Here is a 23,966-nt window from a genome sequence, read left to right as displayed (position 1 = left end):
AGAAGAGCCGCAATGACTACGCACCGCCGCCTTTCGACCCTGCATCTGCTGGGCCTGTTTGCCTTCACGGCGCTGGCCCTGAACGACGACCGCTTTGTCCTGGGCGTGGGCAGCTTCAAGCTGTCGCCCTTCGATTTCCTGTTCGTCGCGATGCTGGTGGTCAAGGCGTTGCGGCTTGCGGATCCAGCGGCCTATGCCTTGCCCCGCGGCACGCTGGGCATGCTGCTGGGCATCCAGGCCCTGTCCGTGATCTACCTGGTCTTGGTCTCGCTGCATCACCCCGGCATCGAAACCGGCGACGTGGCGCGGGATCTGCGCATCGTCTTCTATTTCCTGTGCACGCCGTTTCTTTGCTACAAGGACATCGACAGCCCGGCCGCCTATGCCGTGCTGCAGAAGTACATCGTGGCCGCCTGCCTGGCTGTCGCCACGCTGATGCTGGCGGAACAGCTGCAGGGCTTCAGCGTGTCCAACCCGCTGCGCAACGTGCGGTTGGGTGTCTGGGCCATCCCGCTTGGCGTGGTGTCGCTGCTGTACTTCCGGCGCACGCTCAATGTCACCGGGCCCAAGGCCTACGCGCTGACGGTCTACATGCTGTTGGCGCTGGTCTTTTCGCTTAACCGCAGCCAGTACCTGCAGCTTGCGGTCTCGGTCTTCATCGCCGTGCTGCTGGGCGCCGGCCCCGAAATCCGCCGGCGCGCCGTGCTGATCTTCGCGCCGGCAGCGGTGGCCGGCGTGCTGGTCTTTGCCAGTATCGGCTACCTGGATGTGCTGACGAACCGCATTTTCAGCGTGGAGCGTCTGGACGAAGACTCCAGCTACGGCGCTCGCATCCAGGAAATGCAAGGGCAGATGGACTTCTTCGCGGAAAGCCCCGTGTTCGGCAAAGGCGCGGGCTTTCGCAGCTGGGTCATGGGCGAAAACGGTTTCGAGCTGAGCACCTTCGCCCATAACTCCTGGGCCTTTTACCTGATGAAGTTCGGCGTGGTGGGCACCATCATGATCATGCTGCCGCCGCTGCTCATCCTGTTGCTGACGCTGCTCAGGCGATACGCCCACCCCGGGCTGGAGTTGCACCGGCGCTATCTGCTGGCCACCGTCCCCATCTACATCTTCATCGATTCGCTTTCCGGCGGCCTGGCCTACGCGCCCAAGACCGCCTTCACCGGGTTCCTGCTGTGCTATTGCCTGTCGCTGATGCGCAATGCCCAGATCATGCCCGTGCCCGAACAAAGAACGACATCCGCCCCCAGCCACCGCCCGGACGTTGCGCGCCGGACGCCAACTAGAGTGATCCCACATGCCTGATGTCTTGTTTGTCGCGCCGGACCTGCACGGCGGCGTAGGAAGATGTGTCGCCTTCATCGTGGATGCCTTACCGGAACAAGGGGTGGATTCCGCCTTGTTCCTGCTGCGCTCGCGCATCCGCGAATATCCCGTCTCCAACCCTAAGGTGACCCGAGCCCTGCCAGTCAATGAATCTCCCGCGGCGCTGCGGCTGATGTTGCCGCTGGCCTTCTTCCGGCTGCTTCAGCAGATCCGGCGGGACAAGCCCGCCATCGTCTGCTCGCATGGCCTCTTGTGCAACATGCTGGTCATCGTGGCCAAGAAGCTGCTGCGCGGCAAGTTCCGCACGGTGGCCTTCGAACACAGCAGCCCCGCCATCCATTACGGGGCTTCGCGCATGCGCCGCCTGAAATGCTGGCTGGTCAGCCAGACCTATCGCCGCCACGATGCGGTCGTCGGCGTATCGCGCGGCGTCAAGGAGGACCTGGTCAGCATGTTCCCGCCGCTGCGCGGCAAGGTCCACACCATCTATAACGGCGTGCCGCTGGACAATGTCCGCGCGCAGGGCGGCCGCGGCGAGAGCGAGCCCGCGCAACCCGCGCCCTACCATGTGGTGGCGGTGGGGCGCCTGGAAGCCGTGAAGGACTACGCCACGCTGATCGATGCCGCCGCGCTGCTGGATGACCCCGGCATCCGCTTCACCATCCTGGGCGAGGGATCCGAGCACGACGCCTTGCAAAAGCGCATCAATGAAAATGCCTCCCGCACCTCGGTCACGTTGGCGGGCCATATCGACAATCCGTTCCCGGTGATTGCGGGCGCCGGCGCATTCGCGCTGACCTCCCTGCGCGAGAGCTTCGGCAACGTGCTGGTGGAAGCGCTGTGCCTGGGCGTCCCGGTGATCTCCACCGACTGTCCGCATGGCCCCGCCGAAATCCTGGACTCCGGACGCTACGGCCTGTTGGTTCCCGTGGGCGACGCCGCCGCGCTGGCCGAGGCGGTGCGACGCCTGGCCTATGACGCGGAGATGCGCCAGCGCTTCGCGGCGCAGGGCCCCGAAAGGGCCGACGCCTTCTCCCTGGAAAGGCACTGCCGCAACGTCATCGCCCTCTTCCGCCCGCTGATGCAGCGCGGCACGCCCTGAACAGGACAGCATCATGCAGAAGATACCGGTATCGGTCGTCGTCATGACGAAGAACGAAGAACGCAACATCAACAAGTGCCTGAAGGCGCTGGCCGAATTCGACGAAGTGTTCGTGGTGGACTCCAACAGCACCGACGCAACCTGCGCGATGGCGACGGCGCTGGGCGCCAAGGTCTCGAACTTCCAATGGAACGGCAAGTATCCAAAGAAGAAGCAGTGGTGCCTGGAACAGCTGCCGTTCTCGCATCCCGTGGTGCTGTACGTGGACGCGGACGAAGAGATGACGCCTGCGTTGGCCGACGAGATACGCCAGGTCCTGCCGCGCTTTGCCGCCGGCGCGGGCGGCGCCTTCGTGCCTTTCGACTATGTTTTTTGCGGCAAGAAACTCGAACATGGACACCGCGTCTACAAGCTGGCCCTGCTGGCCCGCGACCGTTCGCGCTTCCTGGACTATGACGACCTGGACGTGGCGCACATGTGGGAAGTGGAAGGGCACTATCAGCCGCAGGTGGAAGGCGAAACCTTTGCCCTGCGCCAGCGCATGGTGCACAACGATCACGACTCCTTGTTCCATTACTTCGACAAGCACAACCGCTATTCCGACTGGGAAGCAAACCTGCGCACGAAAGGGCTGATGAACGATCCGCGCGAGGCGAACGTCGGCGCGCGCGCCCTGCTCAAGCGCCTGTTCCAGGCCATGCCGTTCAAGGCGCCCATCTCGTTCCTGCATTCCTACGTCTTGCGCCTGGGCTTCCTGGATGGCAAGGCCGGTTATGACTATGCGGTGGCGCGCGCCATGTATTACTGGCAGATCCGCATCAAGACCGAGGAACTCCAGAAGGCGCGGCAGGCCAGCGCCACCGCGGCGCGGGACGATGCCGTGGCAGGAGCTGCGAAATGAGCGCCCTGCAGCGCCTGGACCGCTTTGCCCTCGCGCCTGGCCAGCGCGGCCGCTCTGCCCTGACCGTGCAGCTGTGGTGGACGGTGCAGGCCACGCTGTTCCGCTGGTCGCCGCAGGTGGCGTATGGCTTTCGCCGCTGGCTGCTGCGCTGCTTTGGCGCCCAGGTCGGACGCAAGGTGCTGATCCGGCCCACCGCCACCGTGACCTATCCGTGGAAAGTGCAGATCGGCGACTATGCCTGGATCGGGGACGAGGCAGTCATCTACAGCCTGGGGCCCATCCAGATCGGCGCCCATGCGGTGGTGTCGCAGCGCAGCTATCTGTGCGCCGCCGACCACGACGCCGGGCAGCCCGAATTTCCGTTGCGCGAGCGCGCCGTGCGCATCGAGGACGGCGCCTGGGTGGCGACGGATGTCTTCATCGGTCCCGGCGTGACCGTGGGACGCGAAGCCGTGATCGGCGCGCGCAGCTCGGTATTCCGCAACATGCCCCCCGCCATGGTGTGCCATGGCAACCCGTGCCGTCCGATCCGGCCGCGCCAGGCTGGCCCGGCATGAAGATCCTCATCTATGGCATCAACTACGCGCCCGAACTCACCGGCATAGGCAAATACAGCGCCGAGCTGGCCGAATGGCTCGCCGCGCGCGGTCACGACGTCAGTGTGGTGACGGCTCCGCCCTATTACCCGCAATGGCAGGTGCACGAGGGCTACCGCGCCGGCCGCTATCGCAAGGAAACCCTGCGCGGTGTCACCGTGCGCCGCGCGCCCCTCTGGGTTCCCGAACGGCCGGGCGGCCTCAAGCGCCTGATCCATCTGGCCAGCTTCGCCCTGTCCAGCCTGCCCACGCTGCTGCGCGCCGCCGCCGGGCGGCCGGATATCATCCTCGTCGTGGAGCCCGCCCTCTTCTGCGCGCCCGCCGCGTGGCTGACGGCGCGGCTTTGCGGCGCAAGCGCCTGGCTCCACATCCAGGACTACGAAGTCGACGCCGCCTTTGAGCTGGGACTGCTCAAGGGAGCCGGTCTGCGCGCCCTGGTACGCCGCGCCGAACGCTGGCTGATGCGCCGCTTCGACCGCGTCTCCACCATTTCCAACCGCATGCTGGACCTGGCGCTGGCCAAAGGCGTGGAGCCGGGATGCGCCGTGCTGCTGCCCAACTGGATAGACGTGGACGCGATCGCGCCGCAAGGCGGCAGCGGCCGCTACCGCGCGGAGCTTGGCATCCCCGATGACGCCATCGTCGCACTGTACTCGGGCAACATGGGCGGCAAGCAGGGCTTGCAGACCCTGGCCGACGTCGCCGCCAGGCTCAATCGCGAAACCCGCCTGTGGTTCCTGTTCTGCGGGCAAGGCCCTGAGCGCGCGCCGCTTGAAGAGCAATGCGCGGGATTGCCCCGCGTCGTCTTCCTGGACCTGCAGCCGGCCGAACGCCTGGGCGAACTTTTGAACACCGCCGACATCCACCTGCTGCCGCAACGCGCTGGCGCCGCAGACCTGGTGATGCCATCCAAACTGACCGGCATGCTGGCCAGCGGCCGGCCGGTAGTGTGTGGGGCCGCGCCCGGCACCGAATTGGCGGGTGTCGTCGCGCGCTGCGGCCTGCTGACTCCGCCGGAAGACGGCGCCGCCATGGCCGAAGCCGTGCGCAAGCTCAGCTACAACGCCCAGATCCGCGAAACGCTGGGCGCCGCCGCGCGCCAGTATGCGCAAGCCCATCTGCACGTGGACAGCGTGCTGGTCGCAGCCGAACAGGAGTTCGAGGCGCTGATCTCGGCCAAGGGCAAACCCGCCGCTCGTCCAACCGAATCCGACGCGAATACCGGACCGCGATAGCCCGCCATCCGCCTGCTGCGCCAAAGCCGCGGTCCGGCCGCGCCGCGGATCGCTTGCGCGAGCGCGATCGGAATCGGGGCGGCGTCCAGCCTGCCCCTGTCCCTTCCCCTCTAGGAGTCGGAATCGAGCTTGCCCGGCGCCGCTCCGTTTCCGCTTCTGACCAAGCCCATCTGCACAGCGATGTAGGCCGCCTCGGCCTGGTTGCGCGCATTCAGTTTCCAGTACAGGGTACGGGCATGGCTCTTCACCGTGGCCACCGATATGCCGACTTGCTGGCCTATCTCCCGCATGGTCTTGCCTTGCACCAGCAATTGCAGGATCTCTTCCTGCCTTTGCGTCAGTTCCCTGAGTTCCTGGGTAGGCGGATGCGATGCGCCCTGCGGCCGCGCTGCGGGCTGCGGATAGCACTCCCCGCCCGCCATGACCAGGCTCACGGCCGCGGCCAGCGCATCGGGGCTGGAGGCCTTGGGCATGTAGCCCGCCACACCTGCCCGCGCGCATGCTGCCATGACGCCCGGATCCAGCACCGAGTACAGCACCAATACCAGCCGGGGCATGAAGAACGCCATCGATTGGGACAGCAGCCCGACGTCCTGTTCAGCCAGGCCGCTGCAACCCATCACCAGCAGTTCCACTGGGCGGTTGATCGAACTGGACATGGTGAGCAATTGGGCTGGCGAGATAGCCAGAATGTCGTCGGTGTTCCGCACACGCTCCAGCACATGCTGGATCGCGACACGGAGCAAAGCGTAGTCTTCGATCAGTACGGTTGTCATCCCGGGGGGAACCTTGTGACGCATGGCCCATACACGGTTCCCATGACGCTGGCGCAGCGTTGCAGCAATGGCAGATCATCTGCGTCACCGATCTCACGGGAATCTCGTCCGCGGCTCAGGATCGCGATGGCGAGGCGGAGTGGTTCGCCCTCTCAATCCAGACTTGCGGACACAACCCATGCTATCAGCGGCTACGTTCGCTGAATCTCGTTCAGGAGGATGATTGGTGGAGGAATGCAGCAGCACTGCGACCGCGGATGCTGCTGTGTATGAATTAGCCAGGATGGCTATGCGCTCTCCCGGCAGCAACGGAACGCGAAGGTTCCAGGCTGCCGGGCAGACAGCGCAACCTGCCTCGGTTACCCGAGCTTGCGCCCATAAAGCTGCCCGGCGTCCACGTCCCTGCCATTGGGTTCATGCCATTCCAAGGTCGCGCCGCGTTGCAGCGCCGCGTATACGGCTTCGCCCTTGTTCTTGACATGCAAGCGCTGGTAGAGCGTGCACGCATGCGTCTTGGCCGTGGCCACCGAGATGTTCAACATCCTGCTGACCGTCTTGATCGGATACCCCCGCGCCAGCAGCACCAGCACTTCGTACTGGCGCGGCGTGATCTGCAGCAGTTGCGCGCCGGCGCTGACAGGCATGGACCCCTTGTTGGCGGCGACGTCATCGACTTCCCTGGCGGGCAGTGCGCAGACCGCCTGGGCGGGCGCCTGCAATGCCTGTTCGCTAGGGAAGCACTGTCCGCCCGCCATGACCAGGCGGATGGCCGCTTCAAGAATTTCCACGGAGGCCGTCTTCATCAGGCAGCCGTAAACGCTGGCCCCGGGCAGGCCCTGCACCGGCATGGGCAAGGGCATGACGTCCGTCAGAAGCAGGATCCGCTTCGGCGTCAATACGCGCTGGATTTCATGCAGCGCGCTCCACGCTTCGTCGGTATCCACCGGCAATCCGTAAATCAACAGGTCGGCGCCCGCGTGCACGCCGTCCGCCTTGGAGATGTCAGCCAAACCCATCCCCTCGATTTCCCACACATCATCCAACTTGCTCAGAATCTGCCACAACCCCAACCGCAGGAGCGGATGGGCTTCAATCAGGACCATCTTGGCCATGGTGTCCTCCCGGTTTTTCGACGGGCCTAGAAGGGATCTTCGCTGTGCTGAAGACTATTTTTATCCAACCCCGCGGTGCGAGTCCGCAATATCCCGGAATATCTAATGAAGCTGAACCGGGGCATTTGGGCTGGGAGACTTTCGTAGCCAACATAACGGATGGCATGGACCCATCTTATGGTTCGAAATTGTCAAAATCAAGACGTTTCGGCTCGATATAATCCGACAAAAACAGAAATCATTCGTTAGCCTTAATCATCATCGTAAATCCGGACGAGGCGCGCTCCTCGTCCTTTGGGGCGCTAGGGTTTTCACCAGGGATTCCCCATGCGCAGCTTGCGTTTTCCCTATGAAACATGCAAGAGGGAATCGGGCTCCCGGCTACGGCAGGCCATTGTTACAGCCGTAAAAAAGCCGCGCCGTGGCATCCGCCGGACGCGGCCCGAGACTTCCGGAATTAACGCAATAACTATCTAGATGTTTCCGCGGACACATAGCGCCCGTGCGTTTTTCTTGTAATCGAAATATAGGTAACATTTTTATTTTTGCGTTTCCGGCACGATTTACTCCATATAGGCGAAGTCAAATACCGTATGCCCCCCCTGATGATGCCAATGGTGCATTGAAGCATGGCGTTTCCTCAGGAAGCTTGCGTAGTGGATTTCGCCATCCGTTTCGACGTAGGTGGATGGCGAGAGCTCCTCGATCCGGTTCAGCGACACGCCCTTGCCGTAGTGACAGAAGCCCTGGTACTGAGCGCAGCGGATCACCTCTCCGCTAGGCGACACAACGATTCCGGCGTTGCGGGCCCGCATCGGGTTGCGCACGATGGGATTGCAGGCATGCGGCGTCCACTCGGTCGAGCGCGGCGAGTCCGAAAAAAAAGCAAATAATTCGTCGCAATGGCTTTGGCCGTCCGTGCGGTCGATATTAGTTAATAACCACCAGTATTCTCCGTGTTTGAAAATAATGGTATCGACTGCGGATATATTCGTCATCAGATTTACATCGAGCTCCCACTTGAGCGGAAATTCAGTGCATTTCCATAGCTCTATACTGCGGTTTCCGCAAGTCTCCGGCACCATGTAAGTGACGCCATCGTGCTCGAATATATAGGGGAACGACAAGTGGTAGGGCAGGTTCAGGGCAGTGCCCAACAGGCGGAAAGCCCCGTCGGAGTAGGTCGCCACCGAGATCGTGCCCTTGCGGGAAGTAAAATCGTAGTCCTCGAAGAATATATATGGCTTTTTGTCCTGGGTATATACGAACGGATCGGCGAAGAATCTACCCTTGGGCGGCTGCAACACCATCGCCTCGGATACCACCGCCTGCTGCCGCGCAGAGGGAAACATGCCGATCCGCCAGCGCACGTTGCGTTTCATGATGCGCCGCACAATCAAATCGGACATTAACCACGCCTGGCGCGCAATATATGCGGCGCTGTCCCACTCCACGGGATCCTCGCGCCGCATGCCGCTCATGATCTGCATGCCGGGCGGCGCAACGCCTTGCTTGACGCGGGCTAGCGCCTGCAGCGCGTCGTACACCATGAAATTTCCCAGGCTGAATGCGCGCGCCTGATTCTTCAACCAGAACACTTCGGTGTTGAAACTGCGCTGGTCCAGCAGTTCATCCTGATCTTCCTTCGGGCCCACGCGCCAGAGTTTCACCGTGGTGTGATCCTCGCGTTGGTAAACCTCCCAAAAGCCGGCATAGCGGCTTGTCGCGACCGCGATATCCGAATAACTCAATTGCCACACACCCAGGCGCGCCCAGCCCGCCATCTGTTCGCGGGTGGCCGGCGATGCGCCCAGCATGATCACCAGGTCCAGCCCCAATGCCTCGACTTGATTCTGAGCCTCGGGCGCCGGCATGCCCGGCGCCAGCGCCAGGACGGTGGTCGTATCCGTAGACACGCTTTCGCGCATGTCGCGGCAGGCAAGCGACATCCGTTGTTTGGCGGGCAACAGCCGCGCCTCCAGGCGAGACAAGACGCCAAACAGCGCTCGCGTGCTCAAGCGCGGCGAGTTCTCACCGCCTTCCGCGTCCATCACCAGCAAAGCAGCGACTTCAAAATCCTGGCTATGCGTGAGCCACTCGGCCATCTCATGCATCCAGCCGGGTTGCTCGTACCCGTCAACCAGCAGTCCCACTCTGTAGGTCTTCATTTCTCCTGCTCCTGTGCCAGGGCGTATCGGCGTTCCGTCCGGTACGGCGAACGGGCTAGATTGTGTTTTCAGGGGCGCGACAGACTCATGTCCTCGCGCTGATACTGCGGGGTTTTGCGCGTCCCTTCCAGACCACATTCATCCTAGGTCGGCAGTCCGAGGACGAATGGCTCAGGATCATGCGCAAACCCTAGGAAATTGCTCCTTCCTCCGCATGAGATTTCTCATCCCTCTGGGTGAGCCAGCGGAAAATCCGGCCGGTCCCGAAAGTGCTGCGCGCGCCCCGGTAGTGGTAAACCCTATTGGGGATAGCCGAGGCTCGCATCTCAGCCATCTCTCACGCATAATTGTTTTTAAACGAACGTTTGAATTCAACCTTATGCAAGAAATCAGACCTTCCCCCACTCGTGAGTCCATCCTCGACACCGCAGAGGCCTTGTTTGCCCAGCAGGGACACGATGGCACCTCCATGCGCCAGATCACGGCGGCCGCTGGCGTCAATCTGGCGTCGGTGAACTATCACTTCGGTTCCAAGGAGTCACTCGTGCAGGCGGTGCTCAAACGGCGGCTGGAAGTGCTGAACCGCGAGCGCTTGCGACTTTTGGATGAACTGGAGGCGCAAGCCGAAGGCAAGCCCCTGAAGCCATCGCAGATCGTGGACGCATTTTTCGGCACCTTGTTGCGCCTGGCTGCCGACCCCGCCCAGGCCGGCAGCACCTTCCTGCCCCTGCTCGAACGCACCATGACCGACCCCTCGGATTTCATCCGGGCGCTGTTCGCCGAGGAATACGCGGACGTGCTGGAGCGCTACCGCAATGCGCTCTTCGCAGCGCTGCCCGACGTGCCTCGCGCCGAGATCGTGTGGCGCTTTCAGTTCATGTTGGGGGCCACGTCCTACGCCATCATCGGCACCGACCTGCTGCGCTCGGTCACGGGCTGGACCATCGATGACGCGGAGCAGCCCGATAACCCGGACCTGCTGCTGCCGCGCCTGATGAGTTTTCTGCTGGGCGGCTTGCGCGCGCCCCTGCCACAGGTGCCGTAACGTTCACGCCCCAGCAGGCGGGACATAACATCCACGGAGACAAGAAAATGAACGCAGTCATCCTCGCTCTGGTCATCGTCGCGCTCCTGGCCGCGGTCGTGCTGAGCGTGCGTCCCATTCGCCGCGCCCTGCTGTCGGCCCCGATCTTCAATCTGTACCGCAAGGTGCTGCCGCAGATGTCGGACACCGAGCGCGACGCGCTGGAAGCGGGCACGGTGTGGTGGGAAGGTGAACTGTTCCGCGGCCGGCCCGACTGGAGCCGCCTGCTCGCCTACCCCCGTCCGCGCTTGACCGACGAAGAGCAGCGCTTTCTCGACGGCCAGGCCGAAGAGGCCTGCCGCATGGTCAACGACTGGAGCGTCACGCAGGAACGCTACGACCTGCCGGCCGAGGTCTGGACCTACCTGAAGACGCAGGGATTCCTGGGCATGATCATTCCCAAGGAATATGGCGGCCTCGGATTCTCCGCCTACGCCCACTCCGAAATCGTGACCAAGCTGTCCACGCGCTCTTCGGCGCTGGCGGTGTCGGTCATGGTGCCGAACTCGCTCGGCCCCGCTGAACTGCTGCTGCACTACGGCACTGATGAACAGAAAAACCACTACCTGCCGCGCCTGGCGCGCGGCGAGGAAGTGCCTGCCTTTGCCCTGACCAGCCCCTGGGCGGGCTCCGACGCCGCCGCCATTCCAGATAGCGGCATCGTCTGCAAGGGCGAATGGCAGGGCCGCGAAGTCATAGGCATGAAGGTCACCTGGGACAAGCGCTACATCACGCTGGCTCCCGTGTGCACCCTGCTGGGCCTGGCGTTCCGCCTGTACGATCCGGAAGGCCTGCTGGGTGGCAAGAAGGACCTGGGCATCACCTGCGCGCTGGTGCCGCACGACCATCCGGGCGTGGACACGGGCCGACGCCATTTTCCGCTGAACGCCATGTTCATGAACGGCCCCACTCGCGGCGTGGACGTCTTCATGCCGCTGGACTTCATCATCGGGGGGCCCGCCATGGCCGGACAAGGCTGGCGCATGCTGATGGAGTGCCTGGCCGCGGGCCGGTCCATCTCGCTGCCGTCTTCTAATACCGGCATGTCCAAGCTGACGGCGCGAGCGGTGGGCGGCTATGCACGCGTGCGCAGCCAGTTCCGCACGCCGGTGGGCAAGTTCGAAGGCGTGGAGGAAGCATTGGCGCGCATCGGCGGCAACACCTACATGATGGATGCCGCGCGCAGCATGACGGCAGGCGCGGTGGATCTGGGCGAGAAGCCATCGGTGGTGTCCGCGATCGTCAAGTATCACGTGACCGAGCGCGCGCGCCAGGTCGTCAACGATGGCATGGACGTGATCGGCGGCAAGGGCATCTGCCTGGGGCCGTCCAACTTCCTGGGCCGCGCCTACCAGCAGATTCCCATCGGCATCACGGTCGAAGGCGCCAACATCCTGACGCGCAGCCTGATCATCTTCGGCCAGGGCGCGATCCGCTGCCACCCGTATGTGCTGGCCGAAATGCAGGCAGCCCAATCCCCCGACCGCAAGCGCGGCCTGGATGACTTCGATCGCGCCTTCTGGGGCCATGTGGGCTTTGTCGCGAAGAACAAGCTGCGCACCCTGGGCAGCGCGCTGACCGGGGCGCGATATCTCCGCGTCAACGCCGACGTGGCGCCCGAGATGAAGCGCTACTACCAGCTGCTCAGCCGCTACAGCGCCGCCTTCGCGCTGCTGGCGGACACCTCGATGCTGGTCCTGGGCGGCAGCCTGAAGCGCCGCGAACGCCTGTCCGCGCGCCTGGGCGATGTGCTGTCGCAGATGTACCTGATCAGCGCCACGCTCAAGCGCTTCGAGGATGAAGGCCGCCAGGCGGCCGACGCGCCGCTCGCGCATTGGTCGATCCAGGATGCGCTGTTCAAGCTGCAAGAAGCCATCGAAGGCGTGCTGGACAACTACCCCAACCGCTACGTCGCCTGGAGCCTGCGCCGCCTCATATTCCCGTGGGGCCGCACCCAATCCTTGCCCTCGGACAAGCTGGGCCAGGACGTGGCGCGGCTGCTGATCAATCCGAACGCGGCGCGCGACCGCCTGACGGCAGGCTGCCATTTGCCCGCGACGGACGCCGAGCCCGTGGGCGCCATCGAACAAGCCCTGGCCGCGACGCTGGACGCCGAACCCATCGAAGCCAAGATCCGCGAGCTTGAAAAGCGCGGCGCGCTGGACGGCAACCCGCAAGCCAACGTGCGCGACATCGCCGACGCCGCCTTCGCCATCGGCGGCATCTCCGCCGAAGAATATGCGGTGGTGAAACGCCGCAACCGCTTGCGCGATACGGTAGTGAAAGTGGATGATTTCCCCTTTGACTTCCGCTCCGCGGACCAGAGCAGCCCCGTGGCCGAGCGCAGGGTCGCCTGAAGGAGCAATCGGATGGCATTCAAACCGGTTTACGTCGTCGACGGCGCCCGCACTCCCTTCCTGAAGGCCCGCACGGGCCCAGGCCCCTTTTCCGCCGGCGATCTCGCCGTGCAGGCGGGGCGCGCCCTGCTGCTGCGCCAGCCTTATGCGCCCACCGACCTGGACGAGGTCATCGTGGGCTGCGCAGCGCCCTCTCCCGACGAAGTGAACATCGGCCGCGTGATCGCGCTGCGCCTGGGCTGCGGCAACAAGGTGCCCGGCTGGACCGTCATGCGCAATTGCGCATCAGGCATGCAGGCGCTGGATTCCGCCATCGCCAACATCCAGTCCGGCCGCTCCGAACTGGTGCTGGCGGGCGGCACGGACGCGCTGTCGCGCGCGCCGGTGCTGTATTCGGATGACATGGTGCGCTGGCTGGCCGGCTGGTACGCCGCCCGCGGAGCGGGCGCCAAACTGGCGGCGCTGGGCCGCTTCCGCCTGCGCAACCTGGTGCCTGTCATCGGCCTGCTCAAAGGCCTGACAGACCCGGTCGTCGGACTTTCCATGGGGCAGACGGCCGAAAACGTCGCGACCCGTTTCGGCATCGACCGCGCCGCAATGGACGCCTATGCGGCGCAGAGCCATGCTCGCGCGCTGGCGGCCCGCGCGGCCGGCGCTCTGGGCGAAATCACGCCATTGATCGACACGCAGGGCAAGCTCTACCCTGACGACGACGGCGTGCGCGACGACTCCACCCCCGAGAAGCTCGCCAAGCTCAAGCCCGTCTTCGACAAGCCCTGGGGCAACATCACCGCGGGCAATAGCTCGCAAGTGACGGACGGCGCAGCCATGCTGGTGCTGGCTTCCGAAGAAGCGGTCCGCAAATGGAACCTGCGGCCGCTGGGCCGCATCCTCGACAGCCAATGGGCCGGCCTCGATCCCGCGCAGATGGGCCTGGGGCCCGTGCATGCCGCCACGCCCATTCTGCAGCGTCATGGACTGGGCTTGAATGACCTGGACTTGTGGGAAATCAACGAGGCCTTCGCGGCCCAGGTGCTAGGCTGCCTCGCGGCCTGGCGCGATGATGCCTATTGCCAGGAGCATTTCGGCACGCCGGCCTGGGGCGGCCTCGACCCCGCCAGGCTCAACGTCGACGGTGGCGCGATCGCCATCGGGCATCCCGTGGGCGCTTCCGGCGCCCGCATCGTGCTGCACCTGCTTGCGGCCTTGAAACGTCGCGGCGCCAGGCGCGGCATGGCGGCCATCTGCATCGGCGGTGGCCAAGGCGGCGCGATGCTGGTCGAAACCCTGGATGAGGACCGCCCATGACGACCCTGGACATGCTTGCCCACTGGCGCCTGGACCGCGACGCGGACGGCCTGGCCTGGCTGACTTTCGACCGTGCCGGCAGCGCGGTCAACGCCCTGTCCGCCGACACCATGGCGGAACTGGCCGTGGTGCTGGATACGCTGGACGCGGCGCCGCCCACCGGGCTGATCATCCGGTCCGGCAAGGCCACGGGCTTCATCGTGGGCGCCGACGTCAATGAATTCGCCGGCCTGGACACGCCCGAACAGGCGCGCGCGCTGGTCGCGCGCGGCTGGAATCTCTTCAATCGCCTGGCCTCGGTGCGCTATCCCACGCTGGCGTTGATCCAGGGCCACTGCCTGGGCGGCGGCCTGGAGCTGGCGCTGGCCTGCCGCTACCGCCTGGTGGCGGACCAGCCTGGCACCTCGCTCGCCCTGCCCGAAGTCATGCTCGGCATCTTCCCCGGCTGGGGTGGCATGCTGCGCCTGCCGCGGCTGATCGGCGCGCCCGCCGCGCTGGACATGATGCTGACGGGCCGCGGCGCCGATGCGCGCCGCGCCGCCGCGCTGGGCCTGGCAGATGCGCGGGTGCCGCCCCGCCTGCTGCTGGCCGCGGCGCGCCAGACGGTACTCTCGCGCAAGGCGCCGCGCCGCGCGCGCGGCTTCGGCGGTTGGGCCAACCATTGGCCGCTCAAGGCCGTCGTGGCCAGCCGCGCCCGTAAACAGATCGCCGCCAAGGATCCCCTGGGCCACTATCCGGCCGCGCCTGCCATCGTCGATATCTGGGAGAAGCACGGCGGCAACGCCTTGCAGGCCCCCGAGCTGATCGATCGCATCATTTCGTCCGACACGGCACGCAACTTGCTGCGGGTGTTCCGCCTGCAGGAACGGTTGAAGGCCAACGGCAAGCAGACTGGCGTCCCGCCGGCGCGCCATGTGCACGTGGTGGGTGCCGGCGTCATGGGTGGTGACATCGCGGCCTGGTGCGCGCTCAAAGGCATGACCGTCACGCTGCAGGACCAGGACATGGCGCGCATCGCGCCCGCCATGAAGCGTGCCGCCCAGCTATATGCCCGCCGCCTGAAAGACCCACGCCTGGCCCGAGCCGCATTCGACCGACTGACGCCCGATCCCGCAGGTAACGGCGTGCCGCTGGCGGATATCGTGATCGAAGCCATCAGCGAGCAGCCCGACGCCAAACGCGCCCTCTACGGATCGCTGGAACCACGCATGAAGACCGATGCCCTGCTCGCCACCAATACCTCCAGCCTGCCGCTGGAGACGCTGCGCGAGGGCCTGGCGCGTCCGCAACGGCTGGTGGGCATCCATTTTTTCAATCCCGTGGCGAAGATGCCGCTGGTGGAGGTCGTGCAGGCCGAAGGCGACGCGGGCGACATGCAAGCCCGCGCCTGCGCCTTCGTCGGCCAGATCGACAAGCTCCCCTTGCCTGTCAAGAGTGCGCCGGGCTTTCTGGTCAACGCCGTGTTGGCGCCCTATATGCTGCAAGCCATGCGCAGCGTGGACGAAGGCCTGGCGCCTGAAGCCGTGGATGCGGCCATGGTCGCCTTCGGCATGCCGATGGGGCCGCTGGAGCTTGCCGACACCGTCGGCCTGGATATCGCGCGCGCTGCCGGCGAGGAACTGGCTGGCGGCGCCGAGCCGCCGCGCTGCCTCAGCGAACGCCTTGCGCGTGGCGATCTGGGCAAGAAAAGCGGCCGCGGCTTCTACGTCTGGCGCGACGGCAAGCCGGTCAAGGGCAACCACCCGTCAGGCGCCCCCGCCGGATTGGCGCAGCGCCTGATCCAGCCGCTGATCGACGCCACGCGCCAACGCGTGGACGCGGGTATCGTCGCCGACGCCGATCTGGCCGACGCGGGAGTGATTTTCGGAACGGGGTTCGCGCCATTCACGGGCGGCCCCTTGCATTACCAGAGCAGCAATGCGATGCGCAGTATAAGACCGGCTGAGGCCGATTAGGACCTGTACACCCTAAACCGGAACGACAAGACCGGCAGTGCCCTAGAGACACACCCATCCATCACGAGGAGGCAGTACCATGAGCAGACGTTCATTGTCCCTGAGCACCTTGTCGGCCATCATGGTCGGCCTGGGCGCAACCACGACGGCGCATGCCGCCGGCTTTCAGCTCCTGGAGCAGAACGCCAGCGGCCTGGGCAACGCGTATGCGGGCTCTGCGGCGAACCCCGAGAACGCCAGCATCATCTACTACAACCCCGCAGGCATGACCTACCTGCCCGGCTTCAATGTGTCCGGCGGCGTCAACCTGATCAAGCCGTCGTTCAAGTTCTCGGACAATGGCGACAGCCGCAACCCCAGCATTCCCGGCCTGCCGGGCACCGGCCTGGGCGGATCGCGTCCCACCGGCGGCAATGGCGGCGACGCGGGCAACCTGGGCGTGGTGCCCAACATGTACGCCTCCTGGCAATTGAACGAACAGTGGTTCATCGGCCTGGGCGTGGGCGCTCCCTTCGGCCTGATGACCGAATACGACGACGGCTGGGTGGGCCAATACCACTCGAATAAATTCGAGATCAAGACGATCAACGTCAACCCGTCGATCGCCTATAAGGTCAACGAGAAGTTCTCTATGGGCTTCGGCGTTAATTGGCAGCACATCGATGCCAATTACAAGAAAAAGACCGTGCTTCCGGTTCCCGGCCTGCCGCTGGGCACCACCGGCGACGCCGACCTGAACCTCAAGGGCGACGCCTGGGGCTGGAACGTGGGCTTCATGCTGCAGCCCACGGACGACACCCGCATCGGCCTGTCCTACCGTTCCAAGATCAAGCACACCGCCAAGGGCGATACGGACATCACCAGCATCTATCCGCGCGGCAACTCGGTCTCGTTCGACGCCAAAGCCTCGGTGTCCCTGCCCGACACCCTGATCCTGAGCGCGGCGCACCAGTTGAACGAACGCTGGGAACTGCTGGGCGACGTTTCATGGACGGGATGGAGCAGCATTCCCGACCTGAAGATCCGCAACTCCGGCGCAGGCGCGCGCGACGACGAGCTGCCCCTGAACTTCCGCGACAGCTGGCGCGTCGCCCTGGGCGCCAACTACAAGTTCGCGCCCAACTGGAAGTGGAAATTCGGCGTCGCGTTCGACCAGTCGCCCGTGTACAAGGAAGCCGACCGCCCGACCTCGCTGCCGGACAATGACCGCTACTGGCTCTCGACCGGCGTGCAGTGGCAAGCCACCAAGGACACCACGCTGGACGTCGGCTACACCTATCTGTACCTGCGCAAGACGGACATCGACACCACGTCCGGCAACCAGCTGACCAAGGGCCGCGTCGCGGGCACCTATGACAGCAATGCCCATATCCTGGGCATACAGCTGTCGTCCCGCTTCTAACCCGCTCCGCGGATGGCGCCCTGGCCGGGTCCGGCTCGCCATCCGCTTTTTTCAGGAGACTGCCTTGAGCAAGTTCGTCGTCAAACACGTCGCCGTCCTGGGGGCCGGCGTCATGGGCGCGCAGATCGCCGCCCATTTGGCCAATGCCGGCGTGCCCGTCACGCTGTTCGACCTGGCCGCCCCCGAAGGCGACCGCAATGGCACGGTCAAGAAGGCGCTGGCCGGTTTGAAAAAGCTGGAGCCGGCGCCGCTGGCCGGCACGGCGCGCCTGGCATTCATCACGCCCGCCAACTATGACGACGACCTGGAACGCCTGCAAGGCTGCGACCTGGTCATCGAGGCCATCGCCGAACGCATGGACTGGAAGACGGCGCTGTACGAACGCATTGCGCCCCACGTCGCCCCCGGCGCCATCATCGCTTCCAATACCTCGGGCCTGTCGATCGACGCACTGGCCAACGCCCTGCCCGCCAGCCTGCGCGATCGTTTCTGCGGCATCCACTTTTTCAACCCGCCCCGCTACATGCGGCTGGTGGAGATCATCGCCACCTCGCATACCGAGCCGGCCGTGCTGGACCAGCTTGAAACGTGGTTGACCTCGACCCTGGGCAAGGGTGTGATCCGCGCACTGGACACGCCCAACTTCGTGGCGAATCGCATCGGCGTGTTCTCCATCCTGGCGGCCATGCACCACACTGCGCGTCTCGGCCTGGCTTTCGACGAAGTCGACGCGCTGACCGGACCGAAGATCGGCCGCCCCAAGAGCGCCACCTACCGTACCGCCGACGTGGTCGGGCTGGACACGCTGGCCCACGTGGTCGGCACCATGGAAAAGAACCTGCCGGACGATCCCTGGCACCGCTACTTCACCCTGCCCGACTGGCTGTCCGCCCTGATCGCCAAGGGCGCGCTGGGCCAGAAGACTGGCGCCGGCGTCTACCGCAAGCAGGGCAAGGAGATCCAGGTGCTGGACCTGAAGGCGCAGGACTACGTGCCCAGCGCCGGCAAGCTGGCCGATGAAGTCGCCGCGCTGCTCAAGGAGCGCGACCCGGGCAAGCGCTTCGCCGCGCTGCGCGCGAGCAACCATCCCCAGGCCCAGTTCCTCTGGAGCCTGTTCCGCGACATCTTCCACTACAGCGCCGTGCAGCTCGAACACGTGGCCGACAACGCGCGCGACCTCGATCTGGCCATGCGCTGGGGCTTTGGCTGGGCCCAAGGTCCGTTCGAAACCTGGCAGGCGGCCGGCTGGCAAGCCATTGCCGGCGCAGTCGCCGAGGACATCGCCGCCGGCCGTGCCATGAGCGACGCACCGCTGCCCGCCTGGGCGCTGGAACCGGACCGGCAGGGCGTGCATGCGCCCGAAGGCTCCTACTCCGCCCGTACCGCGCAACTGCGCCCGCGCTCGACGCTGCCGGTGTATCGCCGCCAGCTGTTCCCCGAACGCGTATACGGCGAAGGCGCCGCCGAACGCGGTGTCACGATCTGGGAAAACGAGGGCGTGCGCCTTTGGAACCTGCCGCAGGTCGATGCCGGCGTGGCCATTCTCTCCGTTACCTCGAAAAACCACACACTGGGCGCCGAAGTGCTCGAAGGCATTCTGCAGGCCGTGGCGCGGGCCGAGCGCGACTACGACGGCCTCGTCATCTGGCATGACGCGCCCTTCGCCGTAGGCGCCAACCTGCAGCAGGTGTCGGAAGCCTGCGCCGCAGGCCAGTGGGAAATGCTGGAAGCAACGGTCGAGAAGTTCCAGCGCACCTCGCAGTCGTTCAAGTACGCGCAGATCCCCACCGTCGCAGCCGTGCAGGGCATGGCGCTGGGCGGAGGCTGCGAATTCCTGATGCACGCGTCGCACCGGGTGTTGGCGCTGGAAAGCTATATCGGATTGGTCGAGGCCGGCGTCGGGCTGATCCCGGCCGGAGGCGGCAGCAAGGAATTCGCTGGCCGCGCCGCCGCGCTGGCGGCGAAGACCGCCACGCCGGGCGAAGTCTTCCCCTATCTGCAGCCCGTGTTCCAGACGATAGCCATGGCGCAGGTCGCGAAAAGCGCGCTGGAGGCCATCTCCGTGGGGTTCGCCCGCGAACACGATATCGTCGTCTTCCATCCGGACGAACTGCTGTACGTCGCCATCGGCCAGGCCCGGGCTGCGGCCGAGGCGGGATATGCGCCGCCTCCCCGCCTGCGCGACATCCCTGTCGCGGGCCGCAATGGCATCGCCAACTTTGAAATGGTGCTGGTCAACATGCGCGAAGGCGGCATGATCAGTGCCCATGACTACCGCGTGGCACGCAGCGCCGCCGTCGCCCTGTGCGGCGGCGAAGTTGAAACCGGCGCCAAGGTCGACGAGGAATGGCTGCTGGCCGTGGAGCGCAAGGAATTCGTCGCGCTGCTGCGCACGCCCGAGACGCAGGCCCGCATCCGCCACACCCTGGACACCGGCAAGCCCCTGAGGAACTAGGCCCACCCCCTAGGGGGGCCCGCCGAGGGGGCGCCGACTGCGGACCGGCGGAGCCGGATCCGCGCGGCCCCGGCAGGACAAGGCAGAGGACCGCAACGGGCAACGCCATGGACACACAAGGAATCACTATGAGCAAGCAGATTCAAGACGCCTACATCGTTGCCGCCACGCGCTTGCCGGTGGGCAAGCGCAACGGCGCCTACATCACCACCCGCCCCGACGACATGCTGGCCGCCGCGCTCAACGGCGCGCTGGCGCAAGTCCCGGGCCTGGATGCCGCGCGCATCGACGACGTAATCGCCGGCTGCGCCATGCCGGAAGCCGAACAGGGCATGAACGTCGCCCGCATCGGCCTGTTGCTTGCGGGCCTGCCGCAAAGCGTGGCGGGGGTTACCGTGAATCGCTTCTGCGCGTCCGGCCTGCAGGCGGTCGCCGACGCCGCCGCCCGCATCCGCACCGGCGAGGCCGACATCATGATAGGCGCCGGGACCGAGTCCATGAGCGCCATGCCGCAGATCATGGGCAACAAAGTGTCGATGAATCCGGCCATCTTCGAACACCAGGAGAACATCGGCATGGCCTTCGGCATGGGCCTGACCGGCGAAAAGGTCGCCGAACGCTGGAAGGTCTCGCGCGAGGACCAGGATGCCTTCGCCCTCGCCTCGCACCAGAAAGCCTGCGCGGCCATCGCCGCCGGCCACTTCCGCGCCGAAATCACGCCCTTTGAAACGGTGTCGCGCCAGCCCGGGGACGCGAGCGGCACGGTTCGCGTCACGCGCCGCGTGGTCGAAGTGGACGAGGGGCCGCGCCCGGACAGCAGCGCCGAGGCGCTCGCCCGGCTCAAGCCCGTGTTTGCCGCGCGCGGCAGCGTCACCGCGGGCAACAGCTCGCAGATGTCCGATGGCGCCGCCGCCGTCATCCTGGTGTCCGACCGGGTCCTGCGCGAACTCAACCTGAGCCCGCTGGCGCGCTTTGCCGGTTTCGCCGTGGCTGGAGTTCCGCCCGAAGTCATGGGAATCGGCCCGGTCGCAGCCATCCCGAAGGTGCTGCAACGCGCCGGCATCGGCCAGGATGCGCTGGACTGGATCGAACTGAACGAGGCCTTCGCCGCCCAATCGCTGGCGGTAATCCGCGAACTGAAGCTGGATCCGGCCAAGGTGAACCCGTTGGGCGGGGCGATCGCCCTGGGACACCCGCTGGGCGCCACCGGCGCGATCCGCACGGCGACCCTGACACACGGCCTGCGGCGCACTGGCGGCAAGTACGGGCTGGTGACCATGTGCATCGGCACCGGCATGGGCGCGGCGGGCCTCTTCGAAGCGATGTAGGCGGAGCCGCGCGCAGCATGAAGCCCTATTGGTTCAAGAACCTGTCGCCGCAATGGCGGGCGCGCCTGATGCGGGTAGGCTTCAACCTGCATCCGGCGTTCCGCGCCACCGGCGGCAAGGTGGTGCATGTGTCCGCGGACTTTCATCACATCCGCATCAAGCTGCCGCTGCTGCGCCGCACCCGCAATATCGTTGGATCCATGTACGGCGGTTCGTTGTTCGCCGTGACCGACGGCGCCCACCCCACGATGCTGATGTCCGCGCTGGGTCCGGATCACATCGTGTGGGACAAGGCCGCCACCATACGCTACCGCAAGCCGGCCTATGTCACGCTGTACGCCGACTTCCGGCTGCCGCCGGGCGAAATCGCGGAAATCCGCAGGCTCCTGGCGCGCGACCATGAAACCACCCGGACCTACACGGTGGAACTCAAAGACCGCGATGGCGTTGTCTATGCCGTGGTGGAACGCACGATCTATATCGCAGACAAGAAGTTCTACAAACAGAAGAACACTGGAGGAGAACCATGCGTCGCATCCCCGGAGGGCGAACCGCCGCCCTGAGTCTCGCGCTCGCCGCCTGCCTGGCCGGCGCCCCCGCCCATGCCGCCGATGTGGAAGTCGGCGGCGTGCGCGTGCCGGACAGCCTGTCCGAAGGCGGCCGAACGCTGGTGCTGAACGGCGCCGGCCTGCGCACCAAATTCGTGGTCAAGGTCTACGTGGCCGCGCTGTACGCCACCGCGAAAACCAGTGACGCCGCCGCGCTGGTCAATAGTGATGAACCGCGCCGCATGCGCTTGCGGCTGCTGCGTGACGTGGACAGCAAGAGCCTGGACGAAGCCCTGCAGGACGGATTGCGCGACAATACGCCTGCGCAGGAACTGGCGCAGCTCAAGGCGCCGGCCGAGCGCCTGTCGGCCCTGATGGCTGACATCGGCGCCGTGCGCGAAGGCGATGTGGTCGACCTGGATTTCGACGCCCAGGGCGTCGCGGTCACGGATAACGGCAAGTCGCGGGGCCGCATCGACAGCCCCGCATTCGCACGCGCCCTTTTGCGGGTCTGGCTGGGCGACAAGCCTGCGCAAGCTTCCCTGAAGAAAGCCCTGCTGGGCGGCTAGGACCCTAGACGGAATCCCGGGAAATGGAACGAATCTGGCAGAAAAGCTATCCCGCGGGCGTGCCCGCGGAGATCGAGATGGACGGCGTGACGACGCTGGTTTCAGTGGTACGCGAGAGCTGCCGGCGCTACGCCGGCAAGACCTCGTACATCAGCATGGGCAAATCGCTCAGCTATGCCGAGCTCGACCGGCTGACGCGCGACTTCGCTGCCTGGCTGCATGCGAACGGACTGGGCCGCGGCGACCGCGTGGCGCTCATGATGCCCAACCTGCTTCAATACCCCGTGTGCCTGTTCGGCGCCTTGCGCGCCGGCTGCGTCGTGGTCAACTGCAATCCGCTCTATACCCCGCACGAACTCCAGCATCAGTTGGCCGACTCCGGCGCTCGCGTCATCGTGGTGGCGGACAACTTCGCTGCAACCGTGCAAAAGTCCCTGGACGGAACCGCGATCGAGCGCGTGGTGGTGACGTCCATCGGAGAACTGTTGGGAACGGTCAAGGGGCGCCTGGTGGATTTCGTGGTCCGCCGAGTCAAGCGCATGGTACCCGCGTGGTCCCTGCCCGAGGCCTTGCGGCTGGGCGCAGCGCTGGAAGCTGGCCGAGCCGCCCCCTTCACCGAAGTGGAACTGGACCAGCGCGACCTGGCCTGCCTGCAGTACACGGGCGGCACCACTGGCGTGGCCAAGGCCGCCATGCTCACCCACGGCAACCTGGTGGCCAATCTGAGCCAGGCCTATGCCTGGGTGAGGCCGCTGGTAACCGAGGGCGAAGAATGCATCGTGACAGCCTTGCCGCTGTATCACATCTTCGCGCTGACGGCCAACTGCCTGACCTTCATGAAGATGGGCGCCAGCAACCTGCTTATCATCAACCCGCGCGACATTCCCGGACTGATCAAGGAAATGCGCAAGGTGCCGTTCTCTGCCTTCACTGGCGTGAATACGCTGTTCAACGCCCTGCTCAACAATCCGGATTTCGCGCGGCTGGATTTCTCGCGGCTGCGCCTCACGATGGGCGGGGGCATGGCGGTGCAGCGTTCGGTGGCCGATCGCTGGCGCGCGGTCACCGGCCGTTCGCTGGCGCAGGCCTATGGCCTGACCGAAACCTCGCCAGCCGTCACGATCAATCCTCTGGACGTCAAGGAGTTCACCGGATCCATCGGTCTGCCCGTGCCGTCCACCGACATCTCCATCCGCGACGACGCAGGCCAGGAGCTGGGGGTGGGCGAGGCTGGCGAAATCTGCGTGCGCGGCCCCCAGGTCACGCAGGGCTATTGGCAGCGGCCCGACGAAACCGCGCTGGTCCTCTACCCGGACGGGTTCCTGCGCACCGGCGATATCGGCTACGTGGACGAAAACGGCTACGTATTCCTGGTCGACCGCAAGAAGGACATGATTCTGGTGTCCGGCTTCAACGTCTATCCGAACGAGGTCGAGGACGTGGCCGCCCTGCATCCCGGCGTGCGTGAAGTCGCTGCGGTAGGCGTGCCCGACGAACGCTCGGGCGAAGCCGTCAAGCTGTACGTGATCCGCAAGGATCCTGCGCTGGACGCCGAAACCTTGATCGCGCATTGCCGCAAGCAGCTGACGGGCTACAAGGTTCCGCGCTACATCGAATTCCGCGACGATCTGCCGCGCACCAACGTCGGCAAGATCCTGCGCCGCGAGCTCAAGCCCGCCGCGCAGGCGCCCGCCGCGCCGCCGCAGGCCCGGCAGCCAGGCTAGGCCCGAACCCGCCGGCT

18 protein-coding genes are annotated in these 23,966 nt (G+C 65.5%); 15 read left to right on the top strand and 3 right to left on the bottom strand.

Features of this window, described 5'->3' with window-relative positions; translation table 11 throughout:
• Nucleotides 1–12: 12 nt before the first annotated feature.
• Genes VCS63_RS19515 through VCS63_RS19495 form a run of 5 tightly spaced genes read left to right on the top strand, consistent with a single transcriptional unit; the run spans nt 13 to nt 5,163 of the window.
• Nucleotides 13–1,308 (top strand): O-antigen ligase family protein, encoded by a 1,296-nt coding sequence (locus tag VCS63_RS19515; protein WP_063961671.1) that lies wholly within the window; start codon nt 13–15, stop codon nt 1,306–1,308.
• The gene (locus VCS63_RS19510; protein WP_042794436.1) at nt 1,301–2,431 is read left to right on the top strand and encodes a glycosyltransferase; all 1,131 of its coding nucleotides are present in this window, start codon (nt 1,301–1,303) and stop codon (nt 2,429–2,431) included. The genes VCS63_RS19515 and VCS63_RS19510 overlap by 8 nt, the downstream gene beginning before the upstream one ends.
• A gap of 13 nt (nt 2,432–2,444) precedes the next feature.
• Complete coding sequence (locus tag VCS63_RS19505; RefSeq protein ID WP_042794437.1) at nt 2,445–3,332, top strand: glycosyltransferase family 2 protein; 888 nt, start codon at nt 2,445–2,447, stop codon at nt 3,330–3,332.
• Entirely contained in the window at nt 3,329–3,889 is a 561-nt protein-coding gene (locus VCS63_RS19500) for a putative colanic acid biosynthesis acetyltransferase (RefSeq protein WP_042794438.1), read from the top strand. The genes VCS63_RS19505 and VCS63_RS19500 overlap by 4 nt, the downstream gene beginning before the upstream one ends.
• On the top strand, nt 3,886–5,163 hold the full coding sequence (locus tag VCS63_RS19495; RefSeq protein ID WP_323880786.1) for a glycosyltransferase WbuB: 1,278 nt from the start codon (nt 3,886–3,888) through the stop codon (nt 5,161–5,163). Before VCS63_RS19500 ends, VCS63_RS19495 begins: the two co-directional genes overlap by 4 nt.
• A gap of 110 nt (nt 5,164–5,273) precedes the next feature.
• On the opposite strand, the gene VCS63_RS19490 is transcribed toward VCS63_RS19495, so the two are convergent.
• From VCS63_RS19490 to VCS63_RS19480, 3 genes are all read right to left on the bottom strand, one after another.
• Entirely contained in the window at nt 5,274–5,939 is a 666-nt protein-coding gene (locus VCS63_RS19490; RefSeq protein ID WP_042794439.1) for a response regulator transcription factor, read from the bottom strand.
• A gap of 359 nt (nt 5,940–6,298) precedes the next feature.
• Nucleotides 6,299–7,051 carry a response regulator transcription factor gene (locus VCS63_RS19485; RefSeq protein WP_063961669.1) on the bottom strand — a complete coding sequence of 251 codons (753 nt, stop codon included), beginning with the start codon at nt 7,049–7,051 and terminating at the stop codon, nt 6,299–6,301.
• 563 nt (nt 7,052–7,614) lie between these two features.
• Nucleotides 7,615–9,219: a hypothetical protein gene (locus VCS63_RS19480; RefSeq protein ID WP_063961668.1), complete on the bottom strand. Its 1,605-nt coding sequence runs from the start codon at nt 9,217–9,219 to the stop codon at nt 7,615–7,617.
• Nucleotides 9,220–9,598: 379 nt separating this feature from the next.
• Here VCS63_RS19480 and VCS63_RS19475 point away from each other — a divergent pair, with 379 nt between their 5' ends.
• The 10 genes from VCS63_RS19475 to VCS63_RS19430 all read left to right on the top strand — a co-directional run bounded on the left by VCS63_RS19475 (nt 9,599) and on the right by VCS63_RS19430 (nt 23,949).
• The gene (locus VCS63_RS19475; RefSeq protein WP_042794441.1) at nt 9,599–10,264 is read left to right on the top strand and encodes a TetR/AcrR family transcriptional regulator; all 666 of its coding nucleotides are present in this window, start codon (nt 9,599–9,601) and stop codon (nt 10,262–10,264) included.
• Nucleotides 10,265–10,311: 47 nt separating this feature from the next.
• Nucleotides 10,312–12,660 (top strand): acyl-CoA dehydrogenase, encoded by a 2,349-nt coding sequence (locus VCS63_RS19470; RefSeq protein WP_323880784.1) that lies wholly within the window; start codon nt 10,312–10,314, stop codon nt 12,658–12,660.
• Between the two features lie 12 nt (nt 12,661–12,672).
• Nucleotides 12,673–13,968: an acetyl-CoA C-acetyltransferase gene (locus VCS63_RS19465; RefSeq protein WP_323880782.1), complete on the top strand. Its 1,296-nt coding sequence runs from the start codon at nt 12,673–12,675 to the stop codon at nt 13,966–13,968.
• Nucleotides 13,965–15,923 (top strand): 3-hydroxyacyl-CoA dehydrogenase NAD-binding domain-containing protein, encoded by a 1,959-nt coding sequence (locus tag VCS63_RS19460; protein WP_063641142.1) that lies wholly within the window; start codon nt 13,965–13,967, stop codon nt 15,921–15,923. Before VCS63_RS19465 ends, VCS63_RS19460 begins: the two co-directional genes overlap by 4 nt.
• A gap of 79 nt (nt 15,924–16,002) precedes the next feature.
• Nucleotides 16,003–17,325: an OmpP1/FadL family transporter gene (locus tag VCS63_RS19455; RefSeq protein ID WP_042794444.1), complete on the top strand. Its 1,323-nt coding sequence runs from the start codon at nt 16,003–16,005 to the stop codon at nt 17,323–17,325.
• A gap of 64 nt (nt 17,326–17,389) precedes the next feature.
• Entirely contained in the window at nt 17,390–19,780 is a 2,391-nt protein-coding gene (locus VCS63_RS19450) for a 3-hydroxyacyl-CoA dehydrogenase/enoyl-CoA hydratase family protein (RefSeq protein WP_175201340.1), read from the top strand.
• A 128-nt stretch (nt 19,781–19,908) separates the two neighbouring features.
• Nucleotides 19,909–21,108, top strand: coding sequence for an acetyl-CoA C-acyltransferase (locus tag VCS63_RS19445; RefSeq protein WP_042794446.1), 1,200 nt, complete (start codon nt 19,909–19,911; stop codon nt 21,106–21,108).
• Nucleotides 21,109–21,125: 17 nt separating this feature from the next.
• On the top strand, nt 21,126–21,671 hold the full coding sequence (locus VCS63_RS19440) for a DUF4442 domain-containing protein (protein WP_042794447.1): 546 nt from the start codon (nt 21,126–21,128) through the stop codon (nt 21,669–21,671).
• Nucleotides 21,635–22,225 (top strand): chalcone isomerase family protein, encoded by a 591-nt coding sequence (locus tag VCS63_RS19435; protein ID WP_042794448.1) that lies wholly within the window; start codon nt 21,635–21,637, stop codon nt 22,223–22,225. The genes VCS63_RS19440 and VCS63_RS19435 overlap by 37 nt, the downstream gene beginning before the upstream one ends.
• Nucleotides 22,226–22,248: 23 nt before the next feature.
• The gene (locus tag VCS63_RS19430; RefSeq protein ID WP_042794449.1) at nt 22,249–23,949 is read left to right on the top strand and encodes an AMP-binding protein; all 1,701 of its coding nucleotides are present in this window, start codon (nt 22,249–22,251) and stop codon (nt 23,947–23,949) included.
• Nucleotides 23,950–23,966: the final 17 nt, after the last annotated feature.

This window comes from Achromobacter sp. D10, assembly GCF_035282245.1.
Taxonomy (GTDB): domain Bacteria; phylum Pseudomonadota; class Gammaproteobacteria; order Burkholderiales; family Burkholderiaceae_B; genus Achromobacter; species Achromobacter insolitus.
This window is presented reverse-complemented; position numbering and strand designations above follow the sequence as displayed.